The organism is Marinilactibacillus sp. 15R (assembly GCF_001895285.1).
GTDB lineage: Bacteria > Bacillota > Bacilli > Lactobacillales > Carnobacteriaceae_A > Marinilactibacillus > Marinilactibacillus piezotolerans.
The window spans coordinates 2,739,457-2,760,960 of record NZ_CP017761.1 but is presented as its reverse complement, the minus strand read 5'-3'; the positions used below and the strand labels follow the sequence as shown (position 1 = coordinate 2,760,960).

Annotated in this window: 21 protein-coding genes and 1 other RNA gene; 16 read left to right on the top strand and 6 right to left on the bottom strand. The window is 36.2% G+C overall.

All coding sequences use genetic code 11. The annotated features are described in order from the left end of the window. On the top strand, positions 1-1,533 hold the full coding sequence (gene gpmI, locus BKP56_RS13535; RefSeq protein ID WP_072695853.1) for a 2,3-bisphosphoglycerate-independent phosphoglycerate mutase: 1,533 nt from the start codon (positions 1-3) through the stop codon (positions 1,531-1,533). Between the two features lie 90 nt (positions 1,534-1,623). Beyond that, complete coding sequence (gene eno / locus BKP56_RS13530; RefSeq protein ID WP_072695851.1) at positions 1,624-2,925, top strand: phosphopyruvate hydratase; 1,302 nt, start codon at positions 1,624-1,626, stop codon at positions 2,923-2,925. A gap of 170 nt (positions 2,926-3,095) precedes the next feature. Here eno and BKP56_RS13525 read toward each other — a convergent pair whose 3' ends face one another. Both BKP56_RS13525 and BKP56_RS13520 read right to left on the bottom strand, forming a co-directional pair. Beyond that, entirely contained in the window at positions 3,096-4,001 is a 906-nt protein-coding gene (locus tag BKP56_RS13525; RefSeq protein ID WP_083540593.1) for a cation diffusion facilitator family transporter, read from the bottom strand. A 113-nt stretch (positions 4,002-4,114) separates the two neighbouring features. After that, positions 4,115-5,833, bottom strand: a complete 1,719-nt coding sequence (locus tag BKP56_RS13520; RefSeq protein WP_072693564.1) for an IS1634 family transposase — start codon at positions 5,831-5,833, stop codon at positions 4,115-4,117. 313 nt (positions 5,834-6,146) lie between these two features. On the opposite strand from BKP56_RS13520, the gene BKP56_RS13515 reads away from it, so the two are divergent. The 7 genes from BKP56_RS13515 to BKP56_RS13485 all read left to right on the top strand — a co-directional run bounded on the left by BKP56_RS13515 (position 6,147) and on the right by BKP56_RS13485 (position 12,705). Continuing rightward, positions 6,147-6,968 carry a ZIP family metal transporter gene (locus tag BKP56_RS13515; RefSeq protein WP_072695849.1) on the top strand — a complete coding sequence of 274 codons (822 nt, stop codon included), beginning with the start codon at positions 6,147-6,149 and terminating at the stop codon, positions 6,966-6,968. A gap of 123 nt (positions 6,969-7,091) precedes the next feature. Beyond that, a complete protein-coding gene (secG, locus tag BKP56_RS13510) occupies positions 7,092-7,322 on the top strand; it encodes a preprotein translocase subunit SecG (protein ID WP_072695847.1) in 231 nt (76 codons plus the stop codon). Between the two features lie 205 nt (positions 7,323-7,527). Then, the gene (locus BKP56_RS13505; protein WP_072695845.1) at positions 7,528-8,277 is read left to right on the top strand and encodes an alpha/beta hydrolase; all 750 of its coding nucleotides are present in this window, start codon (positions 7,528-7,530) and stop codon (positions 8,275-8,277) included. Next, complete coding sequence (gene rnr, locus BKP56_RS13500; RefSeq protein ID WP_232226904.1) at positions 8,274-10,577, top strand: ribonuclease R; 2,304 nt, start codon at positions 8,274-8,276, stop codon at positions 10,575-10,577. Before BKP56_RS13505 ends, rnr begins: the two co-directional genes overlap by 4 nt. A 26-nt stretch (positions 10,578-10,603) precedes the next feature. Next, complete coding sequence (gene smpB, locus BKP56_RS13495; protein WP_072695843.1) at positions 10,604-11,065, top strand: SsrA-binding protein SmpB; 462 nt, start codon at positions 10,604-10,606, stop codon at positions 11,063-11,065. A 156-nt stretch (positions 11,066-11,221) separates the two neighbouring features. After that, positions 11,222-11,902, top strand: coding sequence for a histidine phosphatase family protein (locus tag BKP56_RS13490; RefSeq protein ID WP_072695841.1), 681 nt, complete (start codon positions 11,222-11,224; stop codon positions 11,900-11,902). A 26-nt stretch (positions 11,903-11,928) separates the two neighbouring features. Continuing rightward, positions 11,929-12,705 (top strand): Cof-type HAD-IIB family hydrolase, encoded by a 777-nt coding sequence (locus BKP56_RS13485; RefSeq protein WP_072695839.1) that lies wholly within the window; start codon positions 11,929-11,931, stop codon positions 12,703-12,705. A gap of 84 nt (positions 12,706-12,789) precedes the next feature. On the opposite strand, the gene BKP56_RS13480 is transcribed toward BKP56_RS13485, so the two are convergent. Then, on the bottom strand, positions 12,790-13,290 hold the full coding sequence (locus BKP56_RS13480) for a hypothetical protein (RefSeq protein ID WP_072695837.1): 501 nt from the start codon (positions 13,288-13,290) through the stop codon (positions 12,790-12,792). A 115-nt stretch (positions 13,291-13,405) separates the two neighbouring features. After that, positions 13,406-13,810 (bottom strand): YolD-like family protein, encoded by a 405-nt coding sequence (locus BKP56_RS13475; protein WP_072695835.1) that lies wholly within the window; start codon positions 13,808-13,810, stop codon positions 13,406-13,408. Positions 13,811-14,068: 258 nt separating this feature from the next. On the opposite strand from BKP56_RS13475, the gene BKP56_RS13470 reads away from it, so the two are divergent. From BKP56_RS13470 to BKP56_RS13460, 3 genes are all read left to right on the top strand, one after another. Further along, entirely contained in the window at positions 14,069-14,506 is a 438-nt protein-coding gene (locus BKP56_RS13470) for a VOC family protein (protein ID WP_072695833.1), read from the top strand. A gap of 36 nt (positions 14,507-14,542) precedes the next feature. After that, a complete protein-coding gene (locus BKP56_RS13465) occupies positions 14,543-14,965 on the top strand; it encodes a GNAT family N-acetyltransferase (protein ID WP_072695831.1) in 423 nt (140 codons plus the stop codon). A 228-nt stretch (positions 14,966-15,193) separates the two neighbouring features. Then, positions 15,194-15,451 carry a hypothetical protein gene (locus tag BKP56_RS13460; RefSeq protein ID WP_072695829.1) on the top strand — a complete coding sequence of 86 codons (258 nt, stop codon included), beginning with the start codon at positions 15,194-15,196 and terminating at the stop codon, positions 15,449-15,451. 340 nt (positions 15,452-15,791) lie between these two features. Here the strand turns inward: BKP56_RS13460 and ssrA are convergent. After that, positions 15,792-16,162, bottom strand: a transfer-messenger RNA (tmRNA) gene (gene ssrA / locus BKP56_RS13455). A gap of 172 nt (positions 16,163-16,334) precedes the next feature. Here ssrA and BKP56_RS13450 point away from each other — a divergent pair. Continuing rightward, a complete protein-coding gene (locus tag BKP56_RS13450) occupies positions 16,335-17,066 on the top strand; it encodes an NAD-dependent protein deacylase (protein ID WP_072695827.1) in 732 nt (243 codons plus the stop codon). A gap of 57 nt (positions 17,067-17,123) precedes the next feature. Here the strand turns inward: BKP56_RS13450 and BKP56_RS13445 are convergent, their stop codons facing one another. Next, positions 17,124-17,474, bottom strand: a complete 351-nt coding sequence (locus BKP56_RS13445; RefSeq protein WP_072695825.1) for a hypothetical protein — start codon at positions 17,472-17,474, stop codon at positions 17,124-17,126. A 565-nt stretch (positions 17,475-18,039) separates the two neighbouring features. Here BKP56_RS13445 and BKP56_RS13440 point away from each other — a divergent pair. The 3 genes from BKP56_RS13440 to BKP56_RS13430 are packed head-to-tail and all read left to right on the top strand — an operon-like array spanning position 18,040 to position 21,496. Further along, entirely contained in the window at positions 18,040-19,266 is a 1,227-nt protein-coding gene (locus BKP56_RS13440) for an amidohydrolase (protein ID WP_072695823.1), read from the top strand. A 46-nt stretch (positions 19,267-19,312) separates the two neighbouring features. After that, on the top strand, positions 19,313-20,497 hold the full coding sequence (locus BKP56_RS13435; RefSeq protein ID WP_072695821.1) for an amidohydrolase: 1,185 nt from the start codon (positions 19,313-19,315) through the stop codon (positions 20,495-20,497). 48 nt (positions 20,498-20,545) lie between these two features. Continuing rightward, positions 20,546-21,496, top strand: a complete 951-nt coding sequence (locus BKP56_RS13430; RefSeq protein WP_072695819.1) for an ABC transporter permease — start codon at positions 20,546-20,548, stop codon at positions 21,494-21,496. The last annotated feature ends 8 nt before the right edge of the window (positions 21,497-21,504 follow it).

Sequence of the window (21,504 nt, the reverse complement as noted above, 5' to 3'; positions counted from 1 at the left end):
ATGAGTAAAGCACCTGTAGCAATCATCATCCTAGATGGATTTGGATGGAGAGAAGAGTCATACGGGAATGCTGTAATGCAAGCGAATAAGCCTAATTTTGATCGTTACTGGGAAACTTATCCACATTCTACTATGCAGGCATCTGGACTTGCTGTAGGACTTCCAGAAGGACAAATGGGGAATTCTGAGGTTGGACACACTAACATTGGTGCTGGCCGAATTGTATATCAAAGTATTACTCGTATCGACAAAGCGATCGAAGATAAAGAATTACAGACAAATGAAGCATTAAATGGTGCGTTCGATCATGTAAAAGAAAATGATTCAGCACTACACTTTTTTGGATTAATCTCAGACGGTGGTGTGCACAGTCATTCTCGTCATCTAACTGCTTTATTAAAAACAGCAAAAGAAAAAGGCATCAGCAAAGTATATGTTCATGCATTTACTGATGGACGAGATGTTGCCCCTGATTCAGGAGCTGGATTTATTCAGGATCTGCAAGATGTTATGTCAGAACTTGGCGTAGGTTCTGTAGCTTCTGTGTCTGGACGTTTTTATGCGATGGACCGCGATAATCGCTGGCCGCGTATTCAAAAAGCTTATGATGCAATTTTCAATGGTGAAGGTGTTAAAGCAACTGATCCAGTCGAAGCTGTTAAATCAAGCTATAAAAACGAAACAATGGATGAATTTATCGTGCCTACTGTTATCGAAAAAGATGGTAAACCAGTGGCAACTGTTCAAGATAACGATGCAATTGTGTTCTTCAACTTCCGTCCTGACCGTGCAAGCGAACTTTCACGTGCAATCACTGAACCGGACTTTGATGAGTTTGACCGTAAAAACACACCAAAAAATATCAAATTCATTACGATGACACAATACACTGCGGATATGAAAGCAGATGTTATGTTCCCACCAATACACTTGAAAAATGTTATTGGAGAAGTATTAGCTGATCATGGATTAACTCAACTTCGCATTGCTGAAACTGAGAAATATCCACACGTTACATTCTTCATGAATGGTGGTACAAATGATGAATTTCCAGGAGAAAATCGTATCTTGATTCCTTCTCCAAAAGTTGAAACTTATGATTTGAAACCAGAAATGAGTGCTTATGAAGTAACAGATGCATTAGTTGAAGATATTCAAAATGATAAGCACGATGCAATCATCTTGAATTTTGCAAACCCTGATATGGTAGGCCATTCTGGTATGTTAGAACCGACTATCAAAGCGATAGAAGCAGTTGATGAGAATCTTGGTAGAGTAGTAGACTTGATTTTAGAAAAAGGTGGATCAGCAATTATCTTTGCAGACCACGGAAATTCTGATACTGAGTTGACTCCAGAAGGTAAGCCCCATACAGCTCATACTACTGTACCAGTTCCAGTCATTGTAACTAAAAAAGGACTACACTTGCGTAATGACGGTAAGTTAGCAGATGTATCCCCTACAATGCTTGATTTATTAGGGATTGAAAAGCCTGAAGAGATGACAGGGGAAAGCTTAATCATTAACGATTAATATTTTCATCGTCTCGACATTAATGATGTATTTAACCACTTAAAAAGTGAGTATAAATAAAAAAACAAAAGTCAAAGGAGATAATTATAAATGCCATATATTACAGATGTACTAGCACGTGAAGTATTAGATTCTCGTGGTAACCCAACTATTGAGGTAGATGTATTTACAGAATCAGGCGCTTTCGGACGTGGAATGGTTCCTTCAGGTGCTTCAACTGGTGAACATGAAGCTGTTGAATTACGTGATGGAGACAAAGATCGTTATTTAGGTAAAGGTGTTACTAAAGCAGTTGAAAATGTAAACAATACAATCGCTGAAGCAATCATCGGCATGGATATCCGCGATCAAATGGGCGTTGATAAAGCGTTGATCGAATTAGACGGAACTCCAAACAAAGGTAAATTAGGCGCTAATGCTATCTTAGGCGTATCAATTGCTGTTGCTCGTGCAGCTGCTGATTATTTAGATCTTCCTCTATACAGATATTTAGGTGGAACGAACACTAAAGTGTTGCCAACACCAATGATGAATATCGTTAATGGTGGATCTCACTCTGACGCACCGATCGCATTCCAAGAATTCATGATCTTGCCTGTTGGAGCTCCAACATTCAAAGAAGCTTTACGTTGGGGAGCTGAAATCTTCCACGCACTTAAAGCCATCTTAAAAGACCGTGGACTAGAAACTTCAGTTGGTGACGAAGGTGGATTTGCTCCTCGTTTCGAAGGAACTGAAGACGGCGTTGAAACAATTCTTGAAGCAATCAAAAAAGTTGGTCTTGAGCCAGGTAAAGATGTATACCTTGGATTTGACTGTGCTGCTTCTGAATTCTACGAAGATGGCGTATACAACTATGCTAAATTCGAAGGTGAAGGCGGAGCAAAACGTTCTGCTGCTGAACAAGTGGATTACCTTGAAGAATTAGTAAACAAATATCCAATCCTTTCAATTGAAGATGGAATGGATGAAAATGACTGGGATGGTTTCAAACTATTAACTGAACGCTTAGGCGACAAAGTTCAATTAGTTGGAGATGACTTGTTCGTTACAAACACTGAGATCCTTAAACGTGGTATCGACAACAACATCAGTAACTCTATCTTAATCAAAGTTAACCAAATCGGTACATTGACTGAAACATTCAATGCAATCGAAATGGCTAAAAAAGCTGGTTACACTGCCGTAGTATCTCACCGTTCAGGTGAAACAGAAGATTCTACAATTTCTGATATCGCAGTTGCAACAAATGCTGGACAAATCAAAACTGGTTCATTAAGCCGTACTGACCGTATCGCTAAATACAACCAATTATTAAGAATCGAAGACCAATTAGGCGACTTAGCTGTATACGAAGGTCTAGATGCATTCTACAACCTAAAAAATAAATAATTTAATCTTCTGATCAACGGATCAAGAAAATTCGATAGCCGCTTACTGGAGACTCCAGTAAGCGGCTATTTTTTTAACTAAGCTAGTCGTTGAAATTTAACAGATGACTAAATAAAGAAATTTGCTTTACTATAGTAAAATAAATAGAGAAGCTTGTTTTCTCATATCTTTTAACTATGCTTTCGTAAATCTTCTTTGTCAGTTACAAGTTCGATTGTAGAGTGAGTTACATTATAATCCTGTAACTGGTTACGTACTTGTGTTTTGATTTTTGATGCATCTCCCATGTTTTCAGAAGAGACGAGTAAAGTTACTGAAAAAGCATTCTCTTGTCCATCAATAGACCAGAAATGAAAATGTGAAAAGTCATCAATCTCTTCGATGGCAAGAATATTTTTTTCTAATTCATTCAAATCTACTCCTTTTGGCACACTTTCTAGAAAAATCGTTAAAGTATTATAAAACTTTGGAACAGCTTGAACAAAAATGTAAATGGCAATACCAATGGATAGTATAGGATCTAATATATATAAGTTTGAAAACTCCATAATGATACTTGCAAGGAGAACACCTATCCAACCAAGAACATCTTCTAGCATATGCAGATTCAGAAAACTTTCATTTTTGGATTTTCCTTTGCTCATAAGCCAGGCAGCATATCCATTGATTGCAATCGCAAAAATTGAAATCCACAGCATTCCAGATGAATTGACAGGTTGCGGATCGAAGAGTAAAGGAATGCTCCTAAAAGCGACTAGAATGGATCCAGCTAGTAAAACGACTGCTGTAATCAAGGCTCCTAGTAAAGAAAACCGTTGATAACCGAAACTGAATTTATCATTGCTTTTTTTGGTAGAATATTTCTGGAAAAATAAGGCAAGCCCTACTGAAACAGAATCTCCTAGATCATGTACAGCATCCGATAAAATAGCTGAACTGTTGAAAATGAATCCAAAAATAAATTCTAGACCAGAAAATACAAGGTTTAAGATAAACACTATTCCAATGTTTTTGACAATTTTGTCATTTTTAGTAGTGAAATGGGAGTCATGGTTATTTTTATTTTGAATAGGCAATTTGATTCCTCCGATATATGATCTCGAGTTTGACACTTAATTAAAACAAAAACTCTCTAACCCCTTATTTTTCAGGGATTTAGAGAGTTTTTTTGCTTTTGAAAAAGTGAGTACTATTTTGCTTTTCTGGATAGCTTTAAATTATTTTTCATTTTTTTAATGGTATTGATTTCATAATCCGTTCGAAATCCAAATATCTCATGTAATTGATCTGTTAAATGTGTTCGTTCATAGAGCGGTATGTAGCCATCTCCCGATGTTTTCATCACATTCATTTCCCTTAAAGTTTTAATGATTTTTTGACAAGAAAAATTGTTATCCAGCTTTTGTTCTAAAATACGATAAATCAATAAAGAGAGAAAACAGGTTAAGAAATGGGCTTCAACCCTATCATCGTTTCTTACGTAGATTGGTCGCGATTTCAACTCTGTTTTCATAATTCTGAAGCTCTCTTCTATTTCCCAGCGCTGTTGATTCACACGAATCAACTCTAAAGGATCCGATGTCAGATTCGTACAAATACCGTAGAATCCATCATATTGTGCTTCCTTCTCTATAACGGACTCATCAAGCGTTACATGCATATTTTCGGCTATTTCTCCGTCTGTTGTTGCGTGTTTAACTGTAACGAATCGTAATGGATCATTGGCACGTTTCTTTTTTAATGATGAAGGATTTTCAACTTTCTTCAATGCGCGTTCTATTTGGCGCTTCCGAATAGTTTCTTGATAATGCTTATACTTCGGTGAGAATGTTACAAGTAGGCGTTGTTCTAAATCATTTTCCTTAATCCATCTTTCTTTGTAATAGGTTTCTTTGTTGTTTTCAATATTTTTAATACTTGTTAAATTAATGGGTTTATCACTTGCTTTTGTTCGCCATCCAGAAGGGTCTAGTGCCCATTCTTTGAGGTGCTTTTTTAATTTTTTGATGGATTGTGTGGTGATAAATCCGCGACTACCTAATGTATTGTAAATGCGATTATTTTTAGAAGATAAGCCTGCGTCTGTACAGACAACGATCTCAGACAACTCAAAATCCTTCAGGATTTTCTTTTCTAACGGTTTAAGAGATGTTTGTTCATTTTCATTCCCACCAAATATTGAAAAAGCAAGGGGAAGGCCGGAAGCATCCATAAATAAGCCCATTTGAACAATAGGATTTGGGCGATGTTCTTTTGACACTCCATACCTTTTCAAGCCTTCTTCCTGTTCCATTTCAAAATAGAAATTTGTGCAGTCGTAATACAAGATTTTCTTGTGTCGTTGAACTAATTTCAAACTGTTTTTGTAGACAGCAGATTGAATATTATCTGATTCTTTCTTAAGTATATCTAAAGCCCGGTACATTTGATGTGGCTCACATTGAATACCTTCGAGTAATTGTTTTGCTTGTTCGAACGAACTCCGCTTGGAGTTCGGGTGTAAAATGCGCATATAGATTAATTTAGATAATATTTCGTTTAAGTCATACTCGAATTTATATTTAGATTGAATATCTTGCGTAATTTTAGAGAGGCCAAGTTGATAATAAAGCGACTGTAAAAAGAGATAACCAACGTTGAATGAACGCTGTTCATCAGCGTCGATAAGTTTCTCTGCATTAAATTTTATGATGCTAGGTTCTCGTTGACTCTTTTGTTCTTCTGTTAGTTTCTTGGCGTATTGACGTGCCCATTCCTCAGGATCAACACCTGGGTGTTTTTTACGAATTTCTTGTTCATTTCCCAAGGCTTCTATAACGCGCGTGGTTGATTTGCCGTTAATATCTCGAACATTTTCAATGACAGAATAGGAAATGGAATTTTTAGAAACACTCTTTTTTATACGCATAATCAACGCCTCGATTCAGTATTAGTTACTCTTATTATAACATAGTACTAAATAGTACTCAATATTTAAAGTAGAAATTTGACAAAAAAATAAGCCATATCAAGGCTTAAGAGTGTTTTTAGAGAAATGAAGTGTCAAACTCCCAAAATGGGAGTCATGGTTATTTTTATTTTGAATAGGCAATTTGATTCCTCCGATATATGATGTATAGTATACTAGTAGTAACCAAATTCTTACATTAATTATACTGTTCCTTGATTGTGGAACAAAATTATAAGAACTACAGAAATTTATTTAAAAGGAGAAAAGTAGCATGCTTGAAACACTTAGTTCATTTCACCCGGTTCTACAAGCTTTATTAGCGGGACTTTTTACTTGGAGTTGTACAATATTCGGTTCTGCATTTGTTTTCTTATTTAAAGATATCAACCGAAAATTCTTAGATGTGATGAATGGTTTTGCAGCCGGAGTTATGATAGCAGCATCTTTCTGGTCTCTATTAGCTCCGTCGATTGCCAATGCGGAAGATAGTGGGTATGGGATCTGGGCTTTTGTACCAGCTGCTGTTGGATTTATGGTCGGAGGATTCTTCTTAAGACTAATTGATGTAGTGATTCCGCATTTACATTTGAATGAACCAGAAGAAAATAGTGAAGGACCAAAAACTAAAGCTTCAAAGAACTTGCTTCTTTTTCTAGCTATTACCATACATAATATACCAGAAGGTTTATCAGTTGGTGTTGCATTTGGAGCTATCGTGGCAGGTGCAGCTAACGGAGATGCTTTTTTAAGTGCTGTGGGATTAGCTATCGGGATCGGAATTCAAAATATACCAGAAGGATCTGCTTTGTCCATGCCGATTAGAGCGGCAGGCAGTAGTAGACTTAAAGCGTTCAATTATGGTCAACTTTCAGCAATCGTTGAACCAATTGCTGCAGTTATCGGGGCAGTTGCAGTTATTTCAATGGCAGCTATTTTACCGTATGCATTAGCATTTGCAGCCGGAGCTATGATTTTTGTCGTAGTAGAAGAGCTGATTCCAGAATCTCAGACGAACGGAAATAAAGATATTGCTACCTTATCACTAATGGTCGGCTTTGTGATTATGATGATCCTGGACGTTGCATTAGGGTAAGTTTAGAATATGTTGAGTAAAGAGGTATTCACAAATACGGATCTACTAATCCCTCTAGTAATACGAAAACGTTTGTGCTATATTAGGTAGTGAGAGACTTATGAAAGGGAGGTCAATTCCGAGATGTATGATATATTATTAGGATTTATGCTCGTATTATCAGTATTTATTATAATCGTAGTTGCAATGCAGCCAACAAAAACGCAGAATGCGTCTAATGCCTTTTTAGGTGGGGCAAGTCAATTATTTGGAAAACAAAAAGCACGAGGGTTTGAAGCCGTTTTGATTAAAACGACAATCGTCTGCATTGTACTTTTCTTTATTCTTGCAATAGCCCTGACTCGATTCTTTTAATTGATTTAAAATACAAACTGATCAAGGAGCAAATCCAAAGGACTTGAGCATAGCGATCCAGCATGCTTGAGTGAACAATGGGATTGCTCTTTTTATTTTGACTTATCAGCGGTGAAAGAGTGGCAATTTGGCAGGCATTGTATTTTGGTATTAAAAAAGAATCAAGTAAGGTAAAATAGAGGTATAGATTTAAGGAGTGAAAAGAATGAGAGATAGAACAATCTTTTTAGAAAAAGGACCGCGAGCCGTTTTGCTGTTTCACGCATTTACAAGTACGCCAAATGATGTGAGAAGTTTAGCACGTGCCTTAGAGCGGGCCGATTATACAGTTTATGCACCGACTTTATCTGGTCATGGAACAGAAAATCCAGATGATTTATTTAATTATGGAATTGAAGACTGGAAAGAAGACGGTGAAAAAGCTTATGAATTTTTAAAAGGAAAAGGATATGAAGAAATTACGGCTTTTGGACTTTCACTAGGAGGTGTTGTTGCTACACATCTTATGCTAACAAAAGATATCTTAGCGGCAGGAACTTTTTCTTCACCAGTGATTGACAATCAAGAGAGCCATGTGCCGAAGAACTTTATGATCTGGTATGAAAATATGAAGGAACAAGCAGGATATTCTAGAGAAGAAGTTGCTGGATTAAAAACAGCGGCAGAACCTCAATTGAAAATAATTCTAACAGGACTAAACGATTTTATTCAAACGATGGTACCGCAATATAAAAATGTCAAAGGAAATGTGTTTATAGGTCAAGGCGGAAGAGATGAAATGATTAATCCTCATCAATCTGGTGAGTATAGAGACGCCTTAATCAATGCAAATGTAGATTTTCATTGGTATGAAGAAGGTCCGCATAGTATTACAACGGGGCCAACAGGTAAACAATTACAAGTAGATTTATTATCATTCTTATCTACATTAGAATGGAATGGAGGCAATACATGAGTAAGGAAATGAACGAGGAAGTAAACGAAGAAATAGAACAATTAAAGCAAAAAGTTTTAACCTTTATTGAAAAAAGTGAATTAAACAGTGTGGAAGTCAATGATATCAGTGAAGGACTAAACAGTACGGGCTCTAAAGATTTTAAAAAACTGGTCAATGCCATAGCAGAATTAGAACGTGAAGGGAGAATTATACTGACACAGCAAGGGCGATTTAAACTTAAAGAGGCAGAACCAGTTATGCAAGGGGTATTTAGCGGAACAGATAAAGGTTTTGGATTTGTCCCTCTCGAAGAATTTGAAGAAGACATCTTTATTCCACCGCATGAGACAAATTCTGCCTTGAATGGCGATTTAGTTACGATTGAAGTGACCAAGGAAGCTGTTCCATGGAAAGGCAAAGGACCAGTCGGAAGGGTACTTGAAGTAGTTGAACGTGCGACGAAATCACTTGTTGGAGAATTTCATGCGTATACAGATGATGAAGTAGAAAAATTTGGTCTATTTGGATATGTTAAGACACAGAACAAAAAGCTGCCAAGTATGAAACTTCAGATTACTGCTAAAGGAATTCGACCGGTCGAAGGCAGTATCGTTCAAGTTGAAGTAACACAGTACCCGAGATCAAGCGAAGAAGACATGTACGGAATCATTATGCGTACAATCGGACATAAAGATGAACCAGGCATTGAAATTTTAACAATTGTAAACAAATATGGGATTCCATCTGAATTTCCAGAAGAAGTCATTGAAGAAGCGGAAGCTGTACCAGAAAAGATTGCAGAAGAAGACTTAGCGGGTAGAAGAGATCTGCGAGACGAAGTAATCGTAACGATTGATGGAGCAGATGCAAAAGATCTAGATGATGCAGTGGTCGTCAAGAGACTTGAAAATGGGCATTTCCACTTAGGCGTTCATATTGCAGATGTTTCTCATTATGTAAAAGAAGACAGTCCTATGGATCAAGAAGCATTTGAACGTGGTACTAGTGTCTATTTAACTGACAGAGTTATTCCAATGCTGCCACAGAGATTATCAAATGGAATCTGCTCCCTCCATCCAAATGTTGACAGATTGACACTTAGTTGTGAGATGGAAATTGATCGTTCAGGAGACGTTGTCAGCTATGAAATATTCCCAAGTGTGATTCGGTCTTATCGTCGGATGACTTATTCAGCTGTGAACGATATACTCATGGAAAAAGATCCTGCAGCAATGGAGGAACATGCTGACCTTGTAGACTTGTTTGAAACAATGGGAGAACTTCACCATATATTGGAGAAGAAAAGAGAACAACGAGGTTCCATTGATTTTGATTCGATAGAAGCAAAAATCGAAGTGGACTCTGAAGGGAATCCAACTGATATTGTTATTCGTGAACGTGGTGTGGGGGAACGATTGATTGAATCATTCATGCTTGCCGCAAATGAAACTGTATCAGAATATTACGCAAAACGAGATCTACCCATACTTTATCGTATCCATGCTCGTCCAGACGAAGCTAAAATGCAGCGATTCCTGGAATTCGTTACTAGTTTTGGAATCAATGTAAAAGGAACAAAAGACAGTGTTTCTCCTAAAGACTTACAAGCTGTAATGAAAGAAGTAAAAGGAAAACCGGAAGAAACGGTCATCAGTATGCTGATGCTGAGATCAATGCAGCAAGCTAAGTATGATGTAGATCCTATTGGACACTATGGATTAGCTGCTGATTATTATTCCCACTTTACTTCTCCAATCAGACGTTATCCAGATCTGATTTTACATCGTCTGATTCATTACTATGATGAAATAGCTAAAGATGAAAAAGCACGTAAGAGATGGGAGAAAAAACTCCCTGAAATCGCGGAACATAGTTCCAAAACGGAACGTCGTGCAGTAGATGCTGAAAGAGAAACAGACGAGTTGAAGAAAACAGAATTCATGGAAAGTAAGATTGGTGAAGAATTTGAAGGTCTGGTTACATCGGTTACAAACTTTGGAATGTTCGTCCAATTACCCAACTCTGTTGAAGGATTAGTTCATATTTCAAAAATGAATGATGACTATTATGAATTCAGCGAACGTGGACTTCTATTGATTGGACAACATACAGGTAAAATCTTCCGAATTGGAGAACCTGTAAAAGTCAAACTGGTAGCAGCGAATAAAGAAGGATATCAGATTGACTTTGAATTAGCTGATTTACCAGAAGGTGAAAAGCCCAAGAAAAAGAAACAAGATAAAAAAGCTGATCGTAAAAATCAGCATACACAAAGGCGGAAAACAAAGAAAAAGAGAACCGGCAAACGTAAGAAATAGCCTTAAATAGAAGGAGGGTGATATAGGTGCCTAAAGGAGAAGGCAAACTGATTGCTCAAAACAGGAAAGCTAGATATGAATATAGCATATTGGATACAGTTGAAGCTGGAATTGTACTCAACGGGACAGAAATAAAGTCTATCAGAGCTGGAAGAATCAATCTGAAAGATGGCTATGCAAGTATCCGAAATGGTGAGATGTTCTTATATAATGTGCATATTGCGCCATTTGAAAAAGGAAATCAGTTCAATCATGATCCATTAAGAACACGAAAGCTGCTGATGAAAAAGAAGCAGATCGACAAGTTCACTGGAGAGGTGAAGCAAGGTGGAGTGACGATCGTTCCACTAAAAGTCTATATTAAAAATGGATATGCTAAAGTACTCATCGGACTAGCTAAAGGGAAGAAACAATATGACAAACGCGAATCAATCAAACGCAAAGATCAGAAACGTCAAGTTGAACGTGCGTTGAAGGATTATCGTTAATTAAGGTTAAAAGCATCAGAACATAATTGTTCCGATGCTTTTTTATTCTAAATATACTCAACTTTAATATGAACTTTACCTCATTCTCTTAGCATCCGTCATATAAGTCTGTTACAATAAATAAGAAGACATAAATTGGAAGGAGCAACACTAATTATGACTACTAAAGGTGTCACGATTTATTTTGTTCGTCATGGAGAAACCTATTTGAACCATTACGGACGTATGCAAGGATGGAGCAATGCTCCATTAACGGATAACGGAATTGAAGATGTTCGCCGCTGTGGACGCGGATTATCTGATGTGAAATTTGATGCAGTATATACAAGTGATTTAACACGTACTCAAGATACAGCTTCTATTATTCTAGAGGAAAATAAACAGACTGATAAAATGGATATGGTTCAAATGCCTGAATTTAGAGAAGTGTTTTTTGGTTCATATGAAGGCATGCCCGGATCAGAAGCATGGGGGAAAGTCGCTGAACATATGGGATACGACACTTCACGCGATATGTTCTTAAATACAGAAATTCCTGATCGAATGAATGCATTTCGAGAAGCAGATCCTTATCATGATGCAGAAAACTTTATGATGTTCTGGAATCGTGTGGAAAAAGGCCTAATCAAATTGATTGATAAACATCGTGATACCGGAGAAACTTTGTTACTAGTTGCTCACGGCGGAACGATTCGTTATATCTTGCAGAATCTGATCCCGGATTTAACAGATACAAAAGCATTGCTGAACGCAAGTGTATCTGTAGCGGCTTATCACGATGGTAAATATCATCTTGACCGTTACAATGATGTTTCTCATTTTAGAGATGAAGAATAAAATTAGTTAGATTTGAGGATAAAGTATTGAAACCTAAAGCATTAGTATTTTTTGATCTAGATGGAACACTGTTAAATAATCAGTCAGAACTAGACCAGGATGTTATTGAAGCACTGGAAAAATTAAAAGTAAATGGTGGAGTGCCTTTTATTTCTACAGGTCGTAGCCATCTGCAAGTTGAACATGTTTTAAAAGAGACCGCTATTGATTCCTTTATTTCTTTAAATGGACATTATATTCAATATGAAGGTGAAGATGTCTATGAAGGCATTTTTGAGCAGAGTCTTTTAGATAGAATCCAATCTAAAGTTGATAAAACTGGTATTTCAGTTGCTTATTACAGTAAAAATGGATTCAGAGTTACTAGAAAAGACAAGAACTCCACTAAAGCATATGAATTTATTCACACTGAAGTTCCAGAAGTCGATCAAGAATATAAGGATCATCATGAAATTCTGATGGCTTTACTTTTTACAGAGCATACAGAGCTGGATTTAGAATTTCTAGAAGAGTTTCCGGAATTATCATTCTACCGGAATTCGCCTTTTTCTATCGATACAATCCTAAAGGAAAACTCAAAAGCAATTGGAATAAATCGTTTAGTTAAAAAATTAGGATTTGAAGATGTACCGACATATGCATTCGGAGATGGTCCAAACGATCTGGAGATGCTTAAAGAAGTTGATTACAGTGTAGCAATGGGAAATGGCACAACTGAAGTAAAAGCAGTTGCTGATTATATTGCAAAGAGTAATATAAATGGTGGCATCGTAGATGGATTGAAACATTTTGGATTAATTTGATTGTAAATAAAAAGCGCACATTCCAGTTTCATTTTTTGTTTAAATGAAATCGGGATGTGCGTTTTTGTTATTTAAGTATATGTTTCATTCATCGTCTTCTACTAAAGAAACAGGATGAAATTCTTTATCTTTGCAAAGTAGAAAATTCAATTCAAAATCATTATGGTATCCTTGAAGATTATATACGATATTTTCACCATTCTGCAGTCGATCTTTACGGAACAAAGAAGGATGCAACTTTTTAACCACATCAATCAGAGCAAGCAGCAGCATATCTGGTGTTTTTAATAAATTTCTAAAATCGTCATCGCTAAGTCGGTAACTTTTAAAGAATTCTTCGGTAAAGTCATTATCTGGTCGAAGAGCAGATACAAAGCGAAGGCTGGTGGGAGTCATATAACGTAACTTAAAGGAATCACTCTCACGATCATAAATAATAAAGTCAGCAGAATAAAGCTCCTGATCCATTTCAAAAAGCAACTTATATTTCTTGATATCAATATCATTTAACTTTGGATCTTCATCAATCATTGTGTTGAATTCTTTTAATAAACTATCCAGTATTCTCATCTGGTCAAAATTCATTTATCGCACCTCCTTTTTCAAATTCATTATAGCATTATCAAAATGCTTTCGCACATCAAACCCTATTTAATGAGAGAATCATAGAAGGCAAAGCCTATTGAATAGTAGAATAGAATTAATTCGTTCTTTTATTATGCCATTTTAATACATTAAAGACTTCCACATTTCTAATCAGATCTATACTAACTCTTTTAACTCGTCCATCTTTTAGTTTCAGTATGATCTTGTCACCTAAATATCCCATAACTAAGCAATTAACGTCCGGGTAGAATCGCCCGTTTCTTAGTACATTCGCTTGGATTGCAACGGGAGATTTTGTAAGATAAGCCTCATAAAGTACTGTAGAAATTTCTTCCATAGTCATTTCTTCTTTGGCTGGGATGTCGCTCTTCTCGTCTTCTGCTTTCATCTTTTTTAATGCCTCAGAGTGATCTGATAGCATCATGCCCATCCACTTCATTTTTCCTCTATCTTTATATCCTAATTTATCTGGATTGAGTAGAACTACTTCTTCCGCCATATTGATTCCTCCTGAAACGAATATATGTTTGTATATTTTAATAATAGGAACAAACGTTCCATAAGTCAAGTGGAATAATTTGAAATACTTTATATTTCTTAATAATGATTTAAACTATTCTACTAACCGCTAGAGTCCGTATGATGAGAATAAATCATTTTATAGTTTAGAAGAAGAGTTCCAAAGACAACAATTGTATTAAAATTATTGTTCCACTATACTATGGGTAAATGAAGACAGAATAAGGAGGAGTCTAAAATGAATAGAATTAATCTTATTGCAATAGGCGTTAAAAATATGGAAAAGGCACTAGCGTTTTACAAAGGAATAGGATTCAAATGTTATGATGATTCTCCAAATCCACCTATAGTATTTTTTGATAATCAGGGAACAAAATTAGAGTTATTCCCTTTAAACGAGTTGGCACAAGATATTAATGCGAAGAATCCACCTGCTATTACGAACCAGTGTTTTAGTGGAATCACTTTTGCTATTAATACGAAAGAAAAAGAAGAAGTAGATGAACTAATGGCATTAGTAAAAGAAAATGGCGGTGAAATTGCAAAAACACCTGAAACGGTATCGTGGGGTGGATATAGTGGTTACTTTCAAGATCCCGATGGTTATTATTGGGAAGTGGCCTATGCAGATAGCTGGAAGTTTGATAAGGACAATATGCTGGTGATCGAACCATAATGTATGGGGAAAATTTTTGATAGAAGGTGAATAGAAATGATAGAAATGAAAAGAGTAGAATCAGCAACGTTAGATGCAATGATTGAACAAGTTTTTGCTGAACAAGATATTAGTCACTTTGGAAATATAGTGGAAGAAAATAAAGAAAAAATAGCCATAGGTGCATACTTAGACAAGAAGTTAGTGGGAGGAATCGTTGCTGACAAAGAATACCAGACTATTCATGTTTCATTATTAGCGATTACCCAAGGCGCTAGAGGATTATCAATAGGCAGTAAATTACTGCGTGAAATTGAAATAATCGCAAAAGAAAAAGGCATTATCCATATCACCCTTACAACGAGAAGCTATCAGGCAGTCGACTTTTATAAAAAGAATGGCTATACAGTTTTTGCTGAATTAGAAGATATGCCTATAGAAGGCGTAACGAAATATTATTTTGATAAAAGACTAAACTAAACAAAGAGTCAGTTTTTTTTAATAGCTTCAATCTCTTCTGGTTGAACCTGTCAAAGTTCATATGTATATGATTTTGAGTGGGACAAATATGCTGGGTTTGCCGGAAATTGTGCAAAAGCTATGGAAACCGCTGGTTATATTAGACCTTACAATATTTATATTTCATATGTAATGAATTAACAACTCGTAAATCTTTAAAGAATAGGATTCAAAAAGAAGGTTAGAATTATGAAAACCAATGGCGATAAATTATTAATTATAGGCTTGATCGCTTCGATTTTAAGTATAATAATTGGCTATCTCCTTTGGGATATTTTGATACCTATCCAAGATTATAACTTATCGACTAAGGAGCAGTTGCTAGAAGCGCAAAAAGAAGCAGCTATAAATCCCACTTTAGGAAGATTTCTTCTATATTTTGGATTTGTCAGATTAGCGATTACAGCTATAGGATATATATGGATGTACATTCAATCTAAACGTTAAAAATAAAATTTTTAAATAAGATACAAGTATGCCGTAACCAAATGAGTTATGGTGTACTTGTATTTTGATCTATAGAAAAAATCAGCGATTCAGGATTGACCATTTATCATTATATTAAATCATACCTGAATTATAAATAAAATTAGATATTTTCTGCTTCTAACGCTTAATTCTATAAAGAATATATGGTAGACGCCTAAGAACAGAAAAATTGGTTTGCTCTTTTTTCGTTAGAATTTGATTCTCTTTCTCTTTAGCTTATAGCATTTATCATAAACAAAAGAAGAGGAATGCCAGTATATCGGCGTTCCTCTTCTTTATTCTTCCTATACGGATGTTTTAATGGAGTTGAGGGGAGTCGAACCCCTGTCCAGACACATTGGCACTCAAGCCTCTACGTTCATAGTTACACTATTAGATTTCGCTCAACACTAGCCGTATAACAGGCATCATGTGTCGCTAGTCTGATAATCTCTTCTTATTCTTACAGACGGAAAGAATAAGCGTATCCCACTTAATTATAGGACCCAAACGTGACACGTGGGCGATGCCAGTTCGGATCACGCTAATAAGCTGTTATTACGCAGCTAAAGCGTAAGTGTTATTGTTATTGTTTGCAGTTATATTTAACTGTGACGTTGATATGCAGTCTCGTCACCTGCAGAACGCAACTCAAGCTCAATCTATGCCTGTCGAATCCGTAACAACCCCGATATAGAGTATAACTTGATAGCAAATGGATTGTATAAACCATCCATTTCTAAAAATAGTATAGCACAAATGTCTCGAAAATGAAAGTCTGTTCGCTTATAGGACATTAACCGTGTGATTCAAATGACCACTTGTTATAATAGTTTAAAACAAGCGAAAGGTGTACAGAAAAATGGATTCAAAAATATTGCAATTAAAAGATTATATACACGAAGCAGAAATAGTCGTCTTTTTTGGTGGAGCGGGTGTTTCTACTGAAAGTGGTTTGCCAGACTATAGATCACGAAATGGTCAGTATACTGAAATGGAAGAACAGAATTTAGATCCTAAAGTAATCATGAGTCGTAAATATCTGATAGAGAATCCAGAAGCCTTCTTTAATAGACCTAAAAAAAGTGTGGCTATACCAGAACCAAATGATGCCCATAAAGCATTAGCGAAAATGGAACAAGCTGGGAAAGATACACGTGTGATTACACAGAATGTAGACGGTCTTCACCAGAAAGCAGGGCATCGATTTGTACTGGAATTACATGGGCATAATCGAACCTGGTACTGTATGGAATGTTCAAGAGTCTACGAGCCAGAAGAAGTTGAAAGAGATGAACGGCATATACCAAGATGTCCAATTGAACAGGGAATCGTCAGGCCAAGTATCGTATTATTTGGAGAGAACCCAGATAAAGGAGTATTAGAGAAAAGTAGAGAGACGATCCATAAAGCAGATCTACTGATTATTGCCGGGACTTCACTAACTGTAAATCCAGCTAAAAACTTAATCCATCGATTTAAGGGAAAACGAGTAGTAGTCATCAATAATGAAGAGATAGATACCGGAAAGTTAAAAGTTGACCTTTATATAGAAGGAAAAGTAGGAGAGACCCTTAAGGCTATAAATGAATAATAAAAAATACGTTCAATATATAGAGAATAAGCTTCTTTATATACTGAGCGTATTTTTTTAATAATTCATAATTCTATTTGAGCCTTCGTCAGAATCATACTGATAGTGTTCATACATTTGAGCTAACAGCATAGGGTCTGAACTGACCTTATAAAGAAGATTGGCAGCGGCCTGCAGCGACTGATCTTTCTTTGCGGCTCTAGCTGCATCTGCTTTTGTACATATAGTCAGATCATCTAATACATTATGAAAATCTTTAAGGAAATTCTTGAAGCCATGACTGTCTTCTAACAATACAGTCTTTACAGATTTATTTTTCCGATGAAGATAAACAAGATAGTCCTCTACCGTCATCCCCAAATTTTCAGCGAAGGTTATAATTTCTTTATATTCCATATTTTCATTCATCCAGATATACCTCTACATTCTTCCATTAATACATTGATAAAATATTAACGAATTTATATTCTCAGTATTAAATCTATTACAATTCTAAAAGGTCTGAGCCAGTTTGTAAATAAAAAAAGTGAATTATTAGAAATCTATAATAAATAACAGTAACAATTACACAGAAGTTGTTAAAAGTGAATATAAGTATAAAATGAGAAAATAATAATGTATAAAATGCTGAATAAAATTCCAATTAGTGAATAAATTCATTGAATATTCGATTAGAAGTAATATATGGAAAAAAGAGAGCGTAAGTTAAAAAAAAAGAAAAACCTTATTATTAATATAACTAAATTGTTCAAAAAGATGTCACAATTATTTGTAATCGATTCCAAACTCTAAATTATCAAATGCATAAATTATTAATTAATAACAATAAGTAAATTATTTTAAATTTACTGACAATTACCATTGACTTTATCATTTAATAAAGATAAGATTTGAAAAACATTATAAAAATGTGTTTATTCTAATTTTGAAAAAATGAGCACTTGATTCATTGGGTAGAAGGAGTGGATGATAAATGGGGTACAAAGTTTGGGAAGAAGCATTAGCAGCTAATTATGAGGCAACTGTTTCATGGAGAAGACATTTACATGAAAATCCAGAACCTTCTTTCGAAGAATATGAAACCCGTAAATATATTGCCGAGAAATTAAGATCATTTGGATATGAAGAAGTTGAAGAAGGAATTGGTGGTGGAGGAATTGTTGCTTACCTGAGAGGAAAGCATGATGGACCGACAATTGGATTTAGAGCTGATTTTGATGCTTTGAAGATCCAGGAAGCAACCGGATTATCTTTTTCATCTAAAAATCCCGGTGTTATGCATGCATGTGGACATGATGGGCATACAGCAACCTTGCTTAGTGTAGCCAAGGTAATGAAAGAATACCAGTCAAGTTTATCAGGTACAGTGAAATTTATATTTCAACATGCAGAAGAAGTTTTACCGGGTGGCGGCAAAGCAATGGTTGACGCAGGTGTACTGGACGATGTGGACTTTGTATATGGACTTCATCTGAGATCGCCACTTGAATACGGTAAGGTTACTTATTGTTCAGGCTATGCTATGGCAGCTCCAGATTTCTTTGAGATTAAGATTCAAGGTAAAGGTGGACATGCAGCACATCCTGATTCAACAGTGGATTCAGTTGTCGTAGCTTCTTATGTAGTGAACCAGCTTCAATCACTCATTAGCCGTAAAAAAGATCCTGCTAAATCAGGCGTACTGACATTCTCAACGTTTAAGGCGGGAGACGGAGCACATAATGTTATTGCAGATACTGCTTTGCTTAAAGGAACAGTTCGTACATTTGCTCCGGAAGTAAGAGATATGATAGAAGAAAAAATCAAATCCATGACAGAACAAATCTGTAAAGCACATGATGCAACGTGTGAAGTCAATTATGGACGTGGTTATCCAGCTCTTTATAATCATGAAAAAGAAACTGAACTAATTGCTGATATATTTAAAGAAACATTCGGAGATGAAACGGTCGAATCAACCCCGTTACGTATGGGTGGAGAAGATTTTGCTTATTTCTTGGAGGAAAAGCCTGGTTCATTTTTCTTCGTTAATTCAGGTAACGAAGAAAAGGGAATCATTTATCCTCATCATCATCCAAAATTTGACTTTGATGAACGTGCGCTCTTGTTAGGTGGCAAGTGCTTTTTAGCCATCATCGATCATTACTTGACCAAGAAAGAAATCAATAAAGTCAAAGAATCAGCAGTAGTTGGAGAATAGCTCACTTGTACTAAATGAATAAAGTATAGAAAGAAGGAGAAGGATCATGGCATACCAAACATGGGCAGATGAATTAAAACAAAATTTTGATGAAACCGTCAGCTGGAGAAGACATTTACATGAGCATCCAGAACCTTCATTTGAAGAAAAAGAAACAGCACAGTTTATTTTGACAAAATTAAAAGAATTCGGCGTAGAAGACATTCAAACGAATGTAGGGAATGGTTATGGAATCGTTGCAAAAATTAAAGGAGCCCATCCCGGACCTACTATTGCTTTACGCGCTGATTTTGATGCCTTAAGAATTAAAGAAGAAGCGGATGTCCCATTCAAATCAAAGAAAGAAGGATTCATGCATGCTTGTGGGCATGACGGACATACTGCTTCACTCTTAAGTGTCGCAAAAGTATTAGTCAATCATAGAGACGAATTAAAAGGCAATGTCGTGTTACTTCATCAGAATGCTGAAGAAGTATTACCTGGGGGAGCCAAGTCAATGGTAGAAGCAGGAGCCTTGAACGATGTGGATTATGTATTTGGAATACATTTGGGGGCAACGCAGGAATTAGGAAAGGTTTATTATAATTATAGTTTTGGCTCAGCAAATTCAGATACATTTACATTAAATATTCAAGGAAAAGGTGGTCACGGGGCAGCTCCACATGATACTCATGATGCCCTGACGATCGGAACACAAATCGTATCGAGCTTACAGCAGATTGTGAGTCGCCTGACTGATCCGGTTAAGCCGGCAGTTTTGACCTTTGCAGGGTTTAATGCGGGTGGAGAAGCATATAATATTATTGCAGACACAGCTGAGATTAAAGGAACGATTCGAACCATGCATAAAGAAATACAAGACCTGATGGAGAGCAAGTTAAAGTCTATCAGTGCCGGTATTGCAGAAGCCTTTGATGCTACCTTAGCTGTCGATTATGTTAGAGGTTATCCATCTATTCAAAATGATCCAGCACAAGTAGAAAGAATCAAACAAAAATTTTCAACCGTATTTGATGAAGATATTATGGAAGAAGTTGAAGGATCTATGGGCGGAGAGGATTTTGCTTACTTCTTAAAGGAAAAACCGGGGGCATTTTTAAGAGTAGGTGCACAGTTTCCTGATGATGATTCTCCATACCCGCATCATCATCCTAAATTTGTTATTCATGAAGATTCTTTATTAAGATCAGGAGAAGTATTTTTAGCCATTATAGATGAATATCTTAGTTGAAAATTCAAAGTATAAGGTGGACTTGTACGAAGCAAAGGGGAGGAAAATATGCAAAAATTTATCACGAAACGACTATTAACAGCTATTCCAGTGTTGATTATGATTTCGATGGCTGCATTTTTAATGGTGAATTTAACGCCTGGGAATCCAGCTGAATTATATGTTATGCCGGATGCTACTGCAGAACAGATTGCCGCAACTGAACGTGCTCTAGGGTTAGATCAACCAATGCCGATTCAATATATTCGCTGGTTAGGAAGAGCATTAACACTGGATTTAGGCAATTCATTTTCAACTAGATATCCAGTACTGCCCATTATCCTTTCTAGATTGATTCCGACAGTTGTTCTGATGGGTTCAACATTGTTGTTTTCATATATCATTGCGATTCCACTGGGGATTATCAGTGCTAGAAAACAGGGTACATGGATTGATAACCTGCTGACTGGTGGATCATTTATCGGTGTCTCAATTCCTAACTTTTTCTTGGGACTTGGACTGATCTATATCTTTGCTGTTCAGTTAGGATGGTTGCCGACTGGCGGGATGACAGAATTAGGTGGAGATGGTGGGTTCTTTGAAGTCATTAGACACCTCATACTACCTGTTATTGTACTTTCAGCATTTTATATAGCGAACATGTCAAGGTATATGCGTTCAACGATGATACAAGTTTATGGAGAAAACTATATGCGAACCGCTACAGCAAAAGGGTTAGCTTCAAAAACAATTTTAACAAAGCACGGATTAAGAAATGCAATGATTCCAGTTATTACAATTATTGGAACGGATCTGCCTAGATTGGTTGGGGGAGCAATCGTTACAGAGCAGATCTTCCAGTGGCCGGGTTTAGGACGATTAACAATAACAGCGATCCAGCAGCGGGATTATCCGATTTTGATGGCTGTTACGATGTTATCTGCTGTAGTCGTTTTAGTCGCGAACTTGTTAGTAGATATTATGTATGCTGTAGTCGATCCGCGAATCAAATATAACTAATGAAAGGG

Excerpts from the sequence above, each read along its gene's own strand:
- BKP56_RS13520 (WP_072693564.1), bottom strand. The coding sequence starts at position 5,833 with ATGCGTATAAAAAAGAGTGTTTCTAAAAATTCCATTTCCTATTCTGTC.
- BKP56_RS13475 (WP_072695835.1), bottom strand. The coding sequence starts at position 13,810 with ATGGCGGAAGAAGTAGTTCTACTCAATCCAGATAAATTAGGATATAAA.
- BKP56_RS13440 (WP_072695823.1), top strand. The coding sequence starts at position 18,040 with ATGGGGTACAAAGTTTGGGAAGAAGCATTAGCAGCTAATTATGAGGCA.
- BKP56_RS13490 (WP_072695841.1), top strand. The coding sequence starts at position 11,222 with ATGACTACTAAAGGTGTCACGATTTATTTTGTTCGTCATGGAGAAACC.
- BKP56_RS13450 (WP_072695827.1), top strand. The coding sequence starts at position 16,335 with ATGGATTCAAAAATATTGCAATTAAAAGATTATATACACGAAGCAGAA.
- BKP56_RS13505 (WP_072695845.1), top strand. The coding sequence starts at position 7,528 with ATGAGAGATAGAACAATCTTTTTAGAAAAAGGACCGCGAGCCGTTTTG.
- BKP56_RS13515 (WP_072695849.1), top strand. The coding sequence starts at position 6,147 with ATGCTTGAAACACTTAGTTCATTTCACCCGGTTCTACAAGCTTTATTA.
- BKP56_RS13460 (WP_072695829.1), top strand. The coding sequence starts at position 15,194 with ATGAAAACCAATGGCGATAAATTATTAATTATAGGCTTGATCGCTTCG.
- eno (WP_072695851.1), top strand. The coding sequence starts at position 1,624 with ATGCCATATATTACAGATGTACTAGCACGTGAAGTATTAGATTCTCGT.
- BKP56_RS13480 (WP_072695837.1), bottom strand. The coding sequence starts at position 13,290 with ATGAATTTTGACCAGATGAGAATACTGGATAGTTTATTAAAAGAATTC.
- BKP56_RS13430 (WP_072695819.1), top strand. The coding sequence starts at position 20,546 with ATGCAAAAATTTATCACGAAACGACTATTAACAGCTATTCCAGTGTTG.
- rnr (WP_232226904.1), top strand. The coding sequence starts at position 8,274 with ATGAGTAAGGAAATGAACGAGGAAGTAAACGAAGAAATAGAACAATTA.
- BKP56_RS13470 (WP_072695833.1), top strand. The coding sequence starts at position 14,069 with ATGAATAGAATTAATCTTATTGCAATAGGCGTTAAAAATATGGAAAAG.
- gpmI (WP_072695853.1), top strand. The coding sequence starts at position 1 with ATGAGTAAAGCACCTGTAGCAATCATCATCCTAGATGGATTTGGATGG.
- BKP56_RS13465 (WP_072695831.1), top strand. The coding sequence starts at position 14,543 with ATGATAGAAATGAAAAGAGTAGAATCAGCAACGTTAGATGCAATGATT.
- BKP56_RS13435 (WP_072695821.1), top strand. The coding sequence starts at position 19,313 with ATGGCATACCAAACATGGGCAGATGAATTAAAACAAAATTTTGATGAA.
- secG (WP_072695847.1), top strand. The coding sequence starts at position 7,092 with ATGTATGATATATTATTAGGATTTATGCTCGTATTATCAGTATTTATT.
- BKP56_RS13445 (WP_072695825.1), bottom strand. The coding sequence starts at position 17,474 with ATGAATGAAAATATGGAATATAAAGAAATTATAACCTTCGCTGAAAAT.